Annotated in this window: 14 protein-coding genes; 10 read left to right on the top strand and 4 right to left on the bottom strand. The window is 69.9% G+C overall.

Translation table 11 applies throughout. The features are described 5' to 3' along the window. Positions 1-91 precede the first annotated feature (91 nt). Both F3I16_RS05460 and F3I16_RS05455 read left to right on the top strand, forming a co-directional pair. A complete protein-coding gene (locus F3I16_RS05460) occupies positions 92-1165 on the top strand; it encodes an endonuclease/exonuclease/phosphatase family protein (protein WP_160492688.1) in 1074 nt (357 codons plus the stop codon). 103 nt (positions 1166-1268) lie between these two features. Next, positions 1269-2009 carry an ABC transporter substrate-binding protein gene (locus tag F3I16_RS05455; protein WP_160492687.1) on the top strand — a complete coding sequence of 247 codons (741 nt, stop codon included), beginning with the start codon at positions 1269-1271 and terminating at the stop codon, positions 2007-2009. A gap of 3 nt (positions 2010-2012) precedes the next feature. On the opposite strand, the gene hrpB is transcribed toward F3I16_RS05455, so the two are convergent. Continuing rightward, the gene (gene hrpB, locus F3I16_RS05450; protein WP_160492686.1) at positions 2013-4532 is read right to left on the bottom strand and encodes an ATP-dependent helicase HrpB; all 2520 of its coding nucleotides are present in this window, start codon (positions 4530-4532) and stop codon (positions 2013-2015) included. Between the two features lie 137 nt (positions 4533-4669). Here hrpB and F3I16_RS05445 point away from each other — a divergent pair, with 137 nt between their 5' ends. From F3I16_RS05445 to F3I16_RS05420, 6 genes are all read left to right on the top strand, one after another. Further along, positions 4670-5086 (top strand): polyribonucleotide nucleotidyltransferase, encoded by a 417-nt coding sequence (locus F3I16_RS05445; protein WP_160492685.1) that lies wholly within the window; start codon positions 4670-4672, stop codon positions 5084-5086. After that, complete coding sequence (locus tag F3I16_RS05440; RefSeq protein ID WP_160492684.1) at positions 5086-5592, top strand: DinB family protein; 507 nt, start codon at positions 5086-5088, stop codon at positions 5590-5592. Before F3I16_RS05445 ends, F3I16_RS05440 begins: the two co-directional genes overlap by 1 nt. Continuing rightward, a complete protein-coding gene (locus F3I16_RS05435) occupies positions 5589-6473 on the top strand; it encodes a cation diffusion facilitator family transporter (RefSeq protein WP_160492683.1) in 885 nt (294 codons plus the stop codon). Before F3I16_RS05440 ends, F3I16_RS05435 begins: the two co-directional genes overlap by 4 nt. 347 nt (positions 6474-6820) lie before the next feature. Then, positions 6821-7300 (top strand): Lrp/AsnC family transcriptional regulator, encoded by a 480-nt coding sequence (locus tag F3I16_RS05430; RefSeq protein WP_160078483.1) that lies wholly within the window; start codon positions 6821-6823, stop codon positions 7298-7300. A gap of 96 nt (positions 7301-7396) precedes the next feature. Continuing rightward, entirely contained in the window at positions 7397-7612 is a 216-nt protein-coding gene (locus F3I16_RS05425) for a DUF2788 domain-containing protein (protein ID WP_160078482.1), read from the top strand. Between the two features lie 86 nt (positions 7613-7698). Continuing rightward, positions 7699-8091, top strand: a complete 393-nt coding sequence (locus tag F3I16_RS05420) for a globin (protein WP_160492682.1) — start codon at positions 7699-7701, stop codon at positions 8089-8091. A gap of 21 nt (positions 8092-8112) precedes the next feature. Here F3I16_RS05420 and F3I16_RS05415 read toward each other — a convergent pair whose 3' ends face one another. After that, a complete protein-coding gene (locus tag F3I16_RS05415; protein ID WP_160492917.1) occupies positions 8113-8682 on the bottom strand; it encodes a pseudouridine synthase in 570 nt (189 codons plus the stop codon). A 203-nt stretch (positions 8683-8885) separates the two neighbouring features. Between F3I16_RS05415 and F3I16_RS05410 the strand changes: the two genes are divergently transcribed. Continuing rightward, the gene (locus F3I16_RS05410; protein ID WP_160492681.1) at positions 8886-9911 is read left to right on the top strand and encodes an NAD(P)-dependent alcohol dehydrogenase; all 1026 of its coding nucleotides are present in this window, start codon (positions 8886-8888) and stop codon (positions 9909-9911) included. Positions 9912-9967: 56 nt separating this feature from the next. Beyond that, entirely contained in the window at positions 9968-10411 is a 444-nt protein-coding gene (locus F3I16_RS05405) for a GNAT family N-acetyltransferase (protein WP_160492680.1), read from the top strand. 19 nt (positions 10412-10430) lie between these two features. Here the strand turns inward: F3I16_RS05405 and amn are convergent, their stop codons facing one another. Both amn and F3I16_RS05395 read right to left on the bottom strand, forming a co-directional pair. Then, the gene (gene amn / locus F3I16_RS05400) at positions 10431-11906 is read right to left on the bottom strand and encodes an AMP nucleosidase (protein ID WP_160492679.1); all 1476 of its coding nucleotides are present in this window, start codon (positions 11904-11906) and stop codon (positions 10431-10433) included. A 99-nt stretch (positions 11907-12005) separates the two neighbouring features. Then, positions 12006-13655 (bottom strand): acyl-CoA dehydrogenase family protein, encoded by a 1650-nt coding sequence (locus F3I16_RS05395; protein WP_160492678.1) that lies wholly within the window; start codon positions 13653-13655, stop codon positions 12006-12008.

Here is a 13655-nt window from a genome sequence, read left to right as displayed (position 1 = left end):
TGCGAATGCCGCGGCGCAAGCGGCTGCGGGCATGCCCGGGCGGCGCTTCTCGGGTATGCTCGGGCACTTTCAGCATAGTCCAGCCCGGCCGATGACCCTGCCCCGCCCCCTGCGCTTACTCCTGCTCGGCCTGCTCTGCAGCGCCACCGTCCTCGCGGCGCTGGTCTACAGCCTGACCTGGCACCCCGCCGCCCGCGAGCCGGCGCAGCTCGCCTGCCCGGCCGGCACCCCGCTGCTGCAACCCGGCCAGGCGCTCAAGGTGATGACCTGGAACGTGCAGTACCTGGCCGGCAAGCGCTACGTGTTCTGGCACGATCAGGCCGGCGGCCGCGACCTGCGCCCGAGCGCCACCGACCTGGCCTACAACCTCGACGAAGTGGCGCGGGTGATCCGCGACGAACAGCCCGACCTGGTGCTGCTGCAGGAACTGCACGACGGCGCCCGCGCCAGCGACTACCAGAACCAGCTGCAGCTGCTGCGCGAACGCCTCAACGACCTCTACCCGTGCAGCGCCGCGGCCTTCTACTGGCAGGCGGCGTTCGTGCCGCACCCGCAGATCATGGGCAGCGTCGGCATGCAGCTGGCCACCCTCAGCCGCGTGCGCATCGCCCGCGCCGAACGCCTGCAGCTGCCCCGCCTGCGCGGCAACCTGCTGAGCCGCCAGTTCCAGCCGCAGCACGCCCTGCTCGCCAGCTACCTGCCGCTGGCCAACGGCCAGGAACTGGTACTGCTCAACACCCAGCTGGCCGAACCCAGCGCCAGCGGCGACGACGCGGCGCGCCAGGTGGCGATGACCGGCAGCCTGCTCGACCAGCTGGAAAGCCAGCGCGCGCCCTGGCTGCTCGGCGGCGACCTCAACCTGCTGCCGCCCGGCCAGTACCAGCACCTGGCACCCCGCCAGCGCCGGCACTACCAGCAACCCAGCGAGCTGGCCCCGCTGCTGGCGCGCTACCCGAGCATCCCGAGCCCGAGCGAGACCACCCAGCCGGCCTGGTACACCCAGCAGCCCAACGATCCCGAGCTGCACACGGCCGATCGCACGGTCGACTACCTGCTGCACAGCCCGCGCCTGGTGCGCCTCGACGCGCGAGTGCGCGATGCCGACACCCGCGGCATTTCCGACCATCTCCCGCTCAGCGCCCGCCTGCTGTTGCCGCTCGACTGACCGGTCACCCCGGCGACTGGACAAAGCCCGTGCCGGCCTCCATGCTCAGGACCAATCGTCACCGCAATAACAACAAGACGGCCGCAGAGCCGCGAACTAGACAATGCCAAGATCGCTTTTAGTTGTTCTGCTGAGCTTCCTCTGCTGCGCCTTCGCGCAGGCACAAACCGGCGAAACCCTGCGCCCGGTCACCGTCGGCTATTACGAGTTCCCCCCCTATTCCTGGACCGGCCGCGACGGCCAGCCGCGCGGCAGCGTGCTGGCCCTGACCGAGCGCCTGCTGCGGCATGCCGGCTACCGTGGCGCCTACCGTTCGCTACCGGGCGCGCGCCTGTATGCCGGCCTGCAGGACGGCAGCGTGCAGCTGTGGCCGGGGGCCGGCGGCAAGGCCGAACTGGTCGGCCACACCCTGGAGGCGCGCAATCACTTCGGCGAGATCAACCTGGCCCTGTACTACCGCCCGGACACCCCGCCGCCGCAGATCCCCCGCGACCTGGCCGGGCGCGGGATCATCCTGATCAGCGGCTACAGCTACTGGAAGCAGGTCAACGACATGCTCGGCGACCCCGCCCTGGGCCTGCTCACCCACCGCACCAGCACCCACTCGGCCGCCCTGGAAATGCTCCTGCGCAAGCGCGGCGACTTCCTCATCGACTACCAGAGCCCGGTGGAGCAGGCGCGCAAGGAGCTGGGCATCGAACCGCTACCCTTCACCGTGCTGCAGCACCTGAAGCTGCGCCTGATCGCCTCGCGCCACAGCCCCGGCAGCGCCGAACTGCTGGAGAGCCTGGACCGCGCCTACGAGGAACTGCAGGCCAGCGGCGCCGACCTCGACCTGCAGTAGCCGTCACTTGCGCGGCTTGGCCCGCGCCGTCGGCTCGGCGATCAGCGGGTCGTCCGGCCAGTAGTGCTTGGGGTAACGGCCCTTGAGGTCCTTCTTCACCTCGCCGTAGGTATTGGCCCAGAAGCTGGCCAGGTCCTGGGTCACCTGCACCGGGCGGCGCGCCGGCGACAGCAGGTGCAGCTTGAGCCCCAGGCGCCCGCCGCCGATGCGCGGGGTGGCGGCCAGGCCGAACAGCTCCTGCAGGCGCACCGCCAGCACCGGCGGCTCCTCGCCGTAGTCGATGGCGATGCGCGAACCGGACGGTACCGTCAGGCTGCGCGGCGCCAGCTCGTCCAGGCGCTGCGGCAGCGGCCAGGGCAGCAGGCCGGCGAGGATGCCGGGCAGGTCCAGACCGGCGAAGTGGCTGAGCCGGCTGACCTTGCCCAGGTAGGGCAGCAACCAGTCCTCCAGGCTCGCCAGCAAGGCCGCATCGCTGACATCCGGCCAGTCGCTGGTCGGCTTCTCGGCCAGGTCGAGGCGGCGCAGCAGCGCCACCCGCGCCTGCCACTGGCGCAATTCGGCCGTCCAGGGCAGCAGTTCCAGGCCCTTGCGCCGCACCAGGCCGAGCAGGGCGCGGGCGCGCGCCGCCTCATCGAGCTCTTTCAGCGGCTCGCGGCTGAGCACCAGCTCGCCGACCTTGCGCTGGCGCTCGGCACGCAGCACGCCCTCGCGCTCGTCCCACTCCAGCTCCTCGACCTGGCTGACCTGTTCGGCCAGCACCCTGTCGAACAGCGCCGGATCGAGATCGGCCGCCAGGTAGATGCGCTCCTCGCGCTGGCCCTGGCGACTGCCGAGGTCGGCGATCACCAGCCACTCGTGTTTCATCAGCGCATCCGGCTCACCGAACTGGGCGGCGCGGCCGTTGGCCAGGCGGTAGTCGCCGCCCCCGGCACGGCGCTGGCGGGCGACCCGGTCCGGATAGGCGAAGGCCAGCAGGCAGCCGAGCCAGCGCGGATGCTCGGGATCGGCCACCGCCTCATTGCGCGGGCCTTTCAGATAAGAGCGGAACTGCCGGGCCAGCTGGCGCGCGCGCTGCACGCCGCCCTGGCTGCCGCGCGAGGCCTTGTCGGCGCCACTGAGCAGGGCGATGCGGCTGTGCAGGTCGGCGCCGGCGCCGCGCAGGATGTCGCGCTCGCCGAGCAGCGCAGCCAGGTCGCAGGCCAGATTGCCGAGGCCCAGGGCCTGACCGCGCAGCAGCAGGTGGGCGATGCGCGGATGGGCCGGCAGTTCGGCCATGGCCTGGCCGTGGGCGGTGAGCACGCCGCGCTCATCCAGGGCGCCGAGGCGGGTCAGCAGGTCGCGGGCCTGGGCGAACGGCGCGGCCGGCGGCGCGTCGAGCCAGGCCAGCTCGTGCGGCTCGACGCCCCAGCGCGCCAGCTGCAGGGCCAGCCCGGCCAGGTCGGCCGCGAGGATTTCCGCGTTGCCGTAGGCGGCCAGCTGCTCATGCTGGCTCTGCGACCACAGGCGATAGCACACCCCCGGCCCCAGGCGCCCGGCCCGGCCGGCGCGCTGGGTGGCGCTGGCGCGGGAGATGCGCTGGGTGTCCAGACGGGTCATGCCGCTGGCCGGGTCGAAGCGCGGCACCCGCGCCAGGCCGGCATCCACCACCACGCGCACGCCGTCGATGGTCAGGCTGGTCTCGGCGATATTGGTCGCCAGCACCACCTTGCGTTTGCCCGCCGGCGCCGCCTCGATGGCGGCGCGCTGGGCCGCCAGATCCAGCTCGCCGTGCAGCGGGCAGAGCAGGATCTCGTCGCGCCCGCTCAGGGCCTCGGCCAGCTGTTCATGCACCCGGCGAATCTCGGCCTGGCCGGGGAGGAACAACAGCAGGCTACCCGGTTCATCGGCCAGGGCCTGCAGCGCCGTCTGCACCACCCGCGGCTCCAGCCACTCGCCGGGCTGGAAAGGCGCGCCCCAACGGATATCCACCGGATGCATGCGCCCTTCGCTGGACACCACCGGCGCATCGCCGAGCAGGCGCGACAGGCGTTCGCCCTCCAGGGTCGCCGACATCAGCAGCACCTTCAGCGGCGGCTCGTCGCGCAGCAGCTCGCGGCCATTGAGGCACAGGGCCAGGGCCAGATCGGCGTCCAGGCTGCGTTCGTGGAACTCGTCGAAGATCACCAGGCCGACGCCGTCCAGCGCCGGGTCGTCCTGCAGGCGGCGGGCGAGGATGCCCTCGGTGACCACTTCGATGCGCGTGCGCGGGCCGACCTTGCTCTCCAGGCGGATGCGGTAGCCGACCGTTTCGCCGACCGGCTCGCCCAGCTCGCTGGCCAGGCGCTCGGCGGCGGCACGGGCGGCCAGGCGGCGCGGTTCGAGCATGAGGATGCGCTGTCCGGCCAGCCAGGGCTCGGCGAGCAGGGCCAGCGGCACGCGGGTGGTCTTGCCGGCGCCCGGCGGCGCCTCCAGCACGGCCTCATGGCTTTCGCCCAGGGCGGTGCGCAGGGCCGGCAGTACGGCATCAATGGGTAAGGGGGTCATGGCGGCTCCGCGAACAAGGCGGCGATTATAGAGGAGCCGGCCACTGAACCGGGCGCTGCCTGGCGTGGTCTGCAATGGGCCATCCAACTGCAATGGCGGGCTTGGTATAGTGCCGGCTGATTTTTCTGGAGGTGCGTATGCGCTTGAGTTCCCGTGTCATCGGTGGCGTTCTGCTCGCCAGCCTGTTCAGCCAGCTGACCGCCTGTGGCAGCATTTTCTTTCCCGATCGGCGCGGCCAGATCGAAGGCCGCATCGACCCGGTGGTGGCCGGCCTCAACGCCGTCGGCATCCTGTTCTACGTGATCCCGGGGCTGATCGCCTTCGGCGTCGACTTCGCCACCGGCGCCATCTACCTGCCCAACGACCAGTACTCGGTGGCCCCCGAGCAGCTGCAGGACGCCATCGGCGCCGACGGCCAGGTCGACCCGCTCAAGCTCAAGGCCATCATCCTGCGCGAAACCGGCCAGCAGCTGCCCCTCGACGATCCGCGCCTGATCCAGCACAGTGGCAGCAGCGCGCAACTGGCCGCCTACGGCCTGCGCCCGGAGGCCTGATGCACAACGTGCTCGCCAACCATCTGCAACGCCTGCTGGCCTATCACGGCTGGGCCTACGCCCGCCTCTGCGGACAGTTGGCGAGCCTCAGCGAGGAGCAGTACCGCGCGCCCTGCGGGCTGTTCTTCGGCAGCATCCACGGCACCCTCAACCACCTGGCGGTGGCCGACCGCCTGTGGCTGGCCCGCGCCCGCTTCGAGGTGCATCCGTTCGACCGCCTGGATGTCGAAGTGGCCAGCGAACTCGGTGCCCTGGAGAACTACCTGGAGATCGGCGTCGCCGCCTGGCGCGACCTGCTCCAAGACCTGGAAGACAGCGACCTGCTGGCGCCGATCGCCTACCGCAACCTGGGCGGCGAGCAGCAGTTGCGCCCGCTGGCGGAAATCGTCCCGCACCTGGTCAACCACGGCACCCACCACCGCGGGCAGATCAGCGCCGCGCTGACCGCCATGGGCCAGCCGGCCCCCGTGCTGGACTACCTCTACGCCCTGCCCGAGTTGCCATGAGAATCGACCCGCAACACGCCCGTCTGCTGCGCCTGGCCACCGGCACCGCGCTGGCAGTGGCCCTGCTCCTGGCCCTGGCCAAGGCCGTCGCCTGGTGGCTGAGCGGCTCGGTCAGTCTGCTCGCCGGCCTGACCGACTCGCTGCTGGACGGCGCCGCCTCGCTGCTCAACCTGATCGCGGTGAACTACGCCCTGCGCCCGGCGGATGCCGACCACCGCTACGGCCACGGCAAGGCCGAGGCCCTGGCCGGGCTCGGCCAGGCGCTGTTCATCGGCCTCAGCGCGGGGCTGGTCGGGGTGCACGGGGTCGAGCGCTTCCTCAACCCGCAGCCACTCAGCACGCCCACCCTCGGCGTGCTGGTGATGCTCGTCTCGCTGCTGCTGACCGGCGCCCTGCTGGCCTTCCAGCACCGCGTGGTGCGGATCACCGGCTCCACGGCGATCCGTGCCGACTCCCTGCACTACCGCTCGGACCTGCTGCTCAACGGCAGCATCCTGCTGGCCCTGGTGCTGGCCAGCTTCGGCTGGAGCCAGGTGGACGCGCTGTTCGGCATCGCCATCGCCTTCTTCATCCTGTGGAGCGCCGTGGGCATCGCCCGCGAGGCCTGCGCCGTGCTGATGGACCAGGAACTGGCCGCCGAACTGAGCGAGCGCATGCTCCTGCTCGCCTGCGGCGTGGACGGCGTGGTCGGCGCCCACGACCTGCGCACCCGCCGCTCCGGCATGCACTGGTTCGTCCAGCTGCACGTGGAGATTCCCGGCGAACTCAGCCTGCAGCAGGCCCATGAACTGTGCGAGCAGGTGGAAAACGCCATTCGCGGCGAATTCGCCCAGGCCGAGGTGCTGGTGCACGCCGACCCGCTGGATGTGGTCAGGCGCTGACGCCGCGCCCATCGACCTGCGCCGGCAAATTGCAGGCAAGAAAAAGGGGAGGCCATGGCCTCCCCTTTTTCTTGTCCGGCACTAGCGTTCGTGGCGCTGCTTTCCTCGCCCGCCTGGTTGGGCGGTGCGGACCCGGGAGCCTGCGCGATCCGGTAGGACCGCCGGCGCCGCGGCACCTGATTGGGCGCCGCGGGTGGACATCAACGTCCGGGCCATGAAACTGGGGAGAAGCTTAACCGCCAGGGCGCGACCAAGGATTGCGAATATTGCTCAGAAAAGCATTGCTTGCGCAATTTTTACTCATTGATAGAGTGATAAGCGCAATCTGACAACAAGGAAGCCATGAAATGAACAAGCTCGACCGCTACGACCTGCGCATCCTCGCCGAATTGCAGCGCGACGCGCGCATCTCCAACCAGGAGCTGGCCGAGCGCATCGGCCTGTCGCCCTCGCCCTGTTCGCGGCGGGTCAAGCAGCTGGAAGACGACGGCTATATCGTCCGCCAGGTGGCCCTGCTCGATCGCAAGAAGCTCGGCCTGAGCCTCACCGCCTTCGTCCTGATCGGCATGGACCGGCACACCCCGGAACGCTTCGAGCACTTCCAGGCGGTGATCCGCCAGTGCCCGCAGGTGCTCGAATGCAGCCTGGTGACCGGGATGGACGCCGACTACCAGCTCAAGGTGGTGGTGCCGGACATGGACCACTACCAGAAATTCCTCCTCGGCCAGCTGACCCGCATCGAGGGTGTGACCAGCGTGCGCTCCAGCTTCGTCCTCGATCAGGTACTGGCCAGCACCGAGCTGCCGCTCGAGCACCTGCGCGAGTGATGCGCACGGGGCCGACCAAGGTCTGCTGCCAGCTCGGCCGCAGGCGCGTATAATCGCCGCCCGCTGTCTATCCCAGCTATTACCGAAGAGGTCGCCGTGGAAACCGAAGAGTTCGAAGCCCTGATGATGTACGTCCTGGTTGGCGGGCTGATGGTGTTCATGGCCTTCATCATCTGGGACCTGGCGAAGAAGTCCAAGGCCGGCCGCCTGGGCACCGCCGTGCTGTTTCTCGGCCTCGGCCTGTGCCTGTTCGGTTTTGCCGCCAAGCCGGTGATCACCTACATCATCGAGGTAGCCCGGGGCATCGAGTAGTCCGCCCCGCGCAGCACCCCACTATTGAACGCGCTGACCGCAGCCCCGGCTGCGGCGCCGTCGTTATTCGCTGTTCAGGAGTTTCAATGAAAGCCACCGATCTGGTCATGCAGAGTTATGGACGTTGCTGCGCCAGCGCCACCTTCTTCGACGATTTCTATCGCCACTTCCTCGCCAGCTCGCCGCAGGTGCGCGACAAGTTCACCAACACCGACATGCCGGCCCAGAAGCAGCTGCTGCGCCAGGGCATCCTCAACCTGGTGATGTACGCCCGCGGCATGCCCGACACCAAGCTGCGCGCCCTCGGCGAAAGCCATGCGCGCGGCCGCCTGGACATCCGCCCGGAACTCTACGACCTGTGGCTGGACGCCCTGCTGATGGCCATCGCCGCCCACGACGGCCAGTTCAGCGAAAGCATCCGCAGCGCCTGGCGCGAGGTGCTGAACAAGGGCATCGGCGTGATCAAGTCCGGCTACTGATCGGCGTTTTTCCAGCGCCGCTCAGTCCAGCCGGGGCGGCAATTCGCGCCACTGCCCCGGCTCCAGCCCCTCCAGACTCCAGGGGCCGATGCGCACGCGCACCAGGCGCAGGGTCGGCAGGCCCACGGCGGCCGTCATGCGTCGCACCTGGCGGTTGCGCCCCTCGCGAATCACCAGCTCCAGCCAGGCCGTCGGCACGCTCTTGCGAAAGCGCACCGGCGGATGGCGCTCCCACAGCTGCGGCTCCTCCAGGCGGCGCGCCTCGGCCGGCAGGGTCGGCCCGTCGTTGAGCTGCACGCCGTCCCGCAGCTGGCGCAGCTGTTCCTCGCTCGGTTCGCCCTCCACCTGCACCCAGTAGGTCTTGGCCAGCTTGTGCCGGGGGTCGGCGATCTGCGCCTGCAGGCGGCCATCGTTGGTCAGCAGCAGCAGGCCTTCGCTGTCGCGGTCCAGGCGCCCGGCCGGGTAGACGCCGGGCACCGCGACGAAATCCTTGAGGGTGGCGCGGCCCTGCTCGTCGTTGAACTGGGTCAGCACGTCGAACGGCTTGTTCAGCATCAGCAGGCGCGGCGCGGCCGGCGGCGCCTTGGCCAGCCGCCGCGGGGCCGGTTTGCCGGCGGGGCGCGGCGGGGTGTGGGGACGAGGAGGACGCGACATGCGGATTCCAGGCTGGGGGAAAAGAGCGCCAGTTTACCCGAGGCGTAGCCCGCATCATCAGCCTGGCTGATGGACCACCCGGCGGACGCCGACAACGACTAAGCTGCTCGGGTCGACTCATCTGCCCGAAGGATTGCCCCATGAACAGTGAACTCGCCACCTTCACCGGCTGGGCCGCCACCGCCGCCGGCGCGCCCCTCGAACGCCACCAGTACGACCCGGGCCCACTGGGCGCCGAGGAGGTCGAGGTGGCCGTGGAATACTGCGGCATCTGCCACTCCGACCAGTCGATGATCGACAACGAGTGGGGCAATGCCCGCTACCCCTTCATCCCCGGCCATGAGGTGGTCGGCACCATCGTCCGCCTGGGCGAGCAGGCGCGCGGTCTCAGGCTCGGCCAGCGGGTCGGCATCGGCTGGTACAAGGGCAGCTGCATGCACTGCGGCTCGTGCATGGAAGGCTCGCACCAGCTGTGCGGCAAGGTGCAGCCGACCATTGTCGGCAGCCACGGCGGTTTCGCCGATCGCCTGCGCGCCCACTGGGCCTGGACCATCCCGCTGCCGGACGGGCTCGACCCGGCGCTGGTCGGCCCGCTGTTCTGCGCCGGCTCCACGGTATTCGCCCCGCTGTTGGAATTCGCCGTCAAGCCCACCGACCGGGTCGGCGTGGTCGGCATCGGCGGCCTCGGTCACCTGGCCCTGCGCTTTCTCAATGCCTGGGGCTGCGAGGTCACCGCCTTCACCTCCTCGCTGAACAAGCAGGAAGAAGCCAAGCGCCTGGGCGCGCACAAGGTGGTGGCGTCCACCGACAGCGCCGCGCTCAAGGCGATGGCCGGCAGCCTGGACTTCCTGCTGGTCACCGCCAGCGCCGACCTGGACTGGAACGCGCTGATCGGCACCCTGGCCGGCAAGGGCCGCCTGCACTTCGTCGGCATCGTGCCGAGCGCGATCCCGGTGCACGTGTTCAACCTGATTCCGCGCCAGCGCAGCCTGTCCGGCTCGCCGGTCGGTTCACCGGCGAGCATGGCGACCATGCTCGAATTCTGCGCCCGCCACCAGATCCTGCCGCAGGTCGAGCACTTCCCCATGAGCCAGGTGAATGCCGCCATCGACCACCTGCGTGCGGGCAAGGCGCGCTATCGGGTGGTTCTGGACGCCAGCCGATGACAAACGGGGCCACTTGGCGGCATGCTCGGCCCCACGCGCAGCCAAGTCAGCACTCCATGCCCCAGCGCATCGACACCCCCACCGCCGCCGACCTGCCCCGCCTGCTGGCGGTGTGGGAGGCGGCGGTGCGCGCCACCCACGACTTCCTCGGCGAGGACGACATCCAGTTCTACAAGCGCATGCTGTGCGAGCAGTACTTCCACCTGGTCCGCCTGGACTGCCTGCGCGACGCCTACGGTCGCGTGCTCGGCTACCTGGGCACCGCCGAAGACCGGGTGGAGATGCTCTTCGTCGACCCGCAGGTGCATGGCCGCGGCATCGGCAAGGCGCTGCTGCGCTACGCCATCGAACAGCGCGGCGCGCGCCTGGTCGACGTCAACGAACAGAACCCCCGGGCTCTGGCCTTCTACCTCAGCCAGGGCTTCCGGCAGATCGGCCGCTCGCCGCTGGACGGCGCCGACCGGCCGTTTCCGCTGCTGCATCTGCGCCTGGACGACTAGCCCCGCCGCCTGCCACGCCTTAGCGGAATGGCGGCTCGTCGAAGCTGCGCAGCTTGCGCGAGTGCAGCGAGTCGAGCTGGCAGCGCAGCAGGTCGAGGGCGGCGATGCCGATCGACAGGTGCTGGCTGACCGCGCGCTGGTAGAAGCCGCTGGCCGAGCCGGGCAGCTTCATCTCGCTGTGCAGCGGCTTGTCCGACACGCACAGCAGGGTGCCGTAGGGCACGCGCAGGCGGTAACCCTGGGCGGCGACGGTGCCGCTCTCCATGTCCACCGCCACCGCGCGGGCCAGGTTGATCAGCGGCCGCTCGTGGGCCCAGTGCAGTTCCCAGTTGCGGTCGTCGTAGGTCAGCACGGTGCCGGTGCGCAGGCGCTTCTTCAGGGTCTCGCCACGTTCGCCGGTGACGCTGGCGGCCGCTTCCTGCAGGGCCTGCTGCACCTCGGCCAGGGCCGGGATGGGGATGTGCGGCGGCAGCACCCGGTCCAGTATGCCGTCCCTGCGCATATAGGCGTGGGCCAGCACGTAGTCGCCGATGGTCTGCGATTGGCGCAGGCCGCCGCAGTGGCCGATCATCAGCCAGCAATGCGGGCGCAGCACGGCCAGGTGGTCGGTGATGTTCTTCGCATTGGACGGGCCGACGCCGATATTGACCAGGGTGATGCCGTGGCCGTCGTTGGCGATCAGGTGGTAGGCCGGCATCTGGTAGCGGTGCCAGACCACCGCGTCGGCCACCGCCTGGGCATCGTCCTCGCTGGTGCCGCGCTCGATGATCACGTTGCCCGGCAGCACCATGCGCACGAAGCGCGGATCGTCGCGCAGGCGCTCCAGGCCGTGGCGGATGAACTGGTCGACATAGCGGTGGTAGTTGGTCAGCAGGATCCACGGCTGCACGTGGCGCCAGTCGCTGCCGGTGTAGTGCTGGATGCGCTTGAGGGAGAAGTCGGTGCGCGCCGCGTCGAACAGCGCCAGCGGCAGGTCGCTGCTGTCGCCCCAGTCGAACAGGCCGTCGGCCACCGAGTCGGTGGCGGCGGACAGGTCGGTGCTGGGGAACACCCGCGCCAGCTCGGCGGCGCTCACCCCGGAGCCGGCCAGCTCGTCGCCCTGCTCGACCACGTAGGGGTAGGGAATGTTCTGCTGGCTGAGGCCGACCTCGACGGTGACGGTGAAGTCGTCCATCAGCGGGCGCAGCTGATCCAGCAGGTAGCCGCGAAACGCATCCGGATGGGTCACGCTGACCCGGTAGGTGCCGGGCAGCTGCACCTTGGCGTAGGCGCGCACGGTGCTCGGCACCTCGCCCTGGCAGTGATAGGTCAGGCGCAGTTCCGGGTAGCGGAACAGGGCGCGCTGACTGGCGCTGGGCTGAGTGCGTTCCTTGAGGTAGTTCTTCAGCGCCTGGCTCAGCGCCTCGGTGGCCTGGCGGTGCAGGGCCGCGAGGCGCTCGACGGCCTCCTCGGCAGTGGCAACGATGACGAATCCGGCGGGCGAAATAGCGGTCACGGGGCAGCTTCCTGACTGGAAATACCGCCCTATCTTGCGCCTTTGCCGCCATCGCCCGCCAGCCGGACGATGCTCCAGGCGGTAGCGGCAGCCGGCTGATTAGACCAGGTGCGGCGTGCTGCGCGCCACCAGTGCCGGAGCATCCACGCCGCGCGGCAGGGTGCCGTAGACCCGCCCGCCGCCGCCCAGGCGGCTGGCGATGAAGGCGTCGCTCACCGTGGCATTGCCGGCCTCCAGCAGCAGCTTGGCCTGCAGGGCCACGGCCACGTCCTCGGTCAGCTGGCGGGCGCGGTACTGGATGTCGCCGGTGTCGCGGAAGGCCGCCTGCAATTGCGCGATATGAGCTTTCAGCCGGGCATCGCCGTGGCCGTCGCCGAGTTCGGCGAACAGCGCGTCGAGCACGCCCGGTTCCTTGGACAGGGCGCGCAGCACGTCCAGGCACTGCACGTTGCCCGAGCCTTCCCAGGTGGAGTTGACCGGCGCCTCGCGGTACAGCCTTGGGAGGATGGTGTCCTCGACGTAGCCGGCGCCGCCCATGCATTCGGCGGCCTCGTTGATCATGGCCGGCGCGCGCTTGCAGATCCAGTACTTGCCGATGGCGGTGACCAGGCGGGCGAACTTCGCCTCCTGCTCGTCGTGCGGGCGGTCCAGGGCGCGGCCCATGCGCAGGGTCAGGGCCAGCGCCGCCTCGCTTTCCAGGGCCAGGTCGGCCAGCACGTTCTGCATCAGCGGCTGCTCGGCCAGCACGCGGCCGCCGACCTTGCGGTAGGCACAGTGGTGCGCGGCCTGGCTCAGGGCCTGGCGCATCAGGCTGCTGGAGCCGACCATGCAGTCGAAGCGGGTCAGAGCCACCATCTCGATGATGGTCGGCACGCCGCGGCCTTCCTCGCCGACCATCCAGGCCAGGGCGCCACGGAATTCCACTTCGCTGGAGGCGTTGGCCCAGTTGCCCAGCTTGTTCTTCAGCCGCTGCACATAGAACTGGTTGCGCGTGCCGTCCGGGCGGTGGCGCGGCAGCAGGAAGCAGGTCAGACCCTTGTCGGTGTAGGCCAGGGTGAGGAAGGCGTCGCACATCGGCGCCGAGCAGAACCACTTGTGCCCCACCAGCTCGTAGGCCTGGCCCGGGCCACCGGCCCCCACGGCATGGGCGCGGGTGGTGTTGGCGCGCACATCGGTGCCGCCCTGCTTCTCGGTCATCGCCATGCCGATGGTGACGCCGGCCTTCTGCTCCATCGGCACGTTGCGCGGATCGTACTGGGTGGCGAGGATCTTCGGCAGCCAGAGCGCCGCCAGGTCCGGCTGCAGCTTGAGCGCCGGCACCGCGGCGAAGGTCATGGTCAGCGGGCAGCCGCTGGCGGCTTCGGCCTGGCTGTGCAGGTAGGTCAGCCCGGCGCGGGCCACCTGGGCACCGGCGCGCGGGTCGGTCCAGGGCAGCGAAGGCAGGCCGTGTTCGATCGCCGTGCGCATCAGCTCGTGGTAGGCGGGGTGGAACTCCACCAGGTCGATGCGGTTGCCGTAGCGGTCGTGGCTCTTGAACACCGGCTTGTTCTCGTTGGCGAGGAAGCCAGCCGCCATCAGCGGCCCGCCAGCCAGGGCGCCGTAGGCATCCAGGCGGTCCTCGGCCCAGCCGCCACCGAAGCGGCGGATCCACTCCTGCAGGGGCAGATCGACGCGATAGAGGTTGGCGCCATCCAGGGGCGGCACCTGATTGAACACTTCGTGGGTTTCGGCGAACTGCTGCAGGGACAT

Source organism: Pseudomonas sp. L-22-4S-12 (assembly GCF_009799935.1).
Taxonomy (GTDB): domain Bacteria; phylum Pseudomonadota; class Gammaproteobacteria; order Pseudomonadales; family Pseudomonadaceae; genus Aquipseudomonas.
This window is presented reverse-complemented; position numbering and strand designations above follow the sequence as displayed.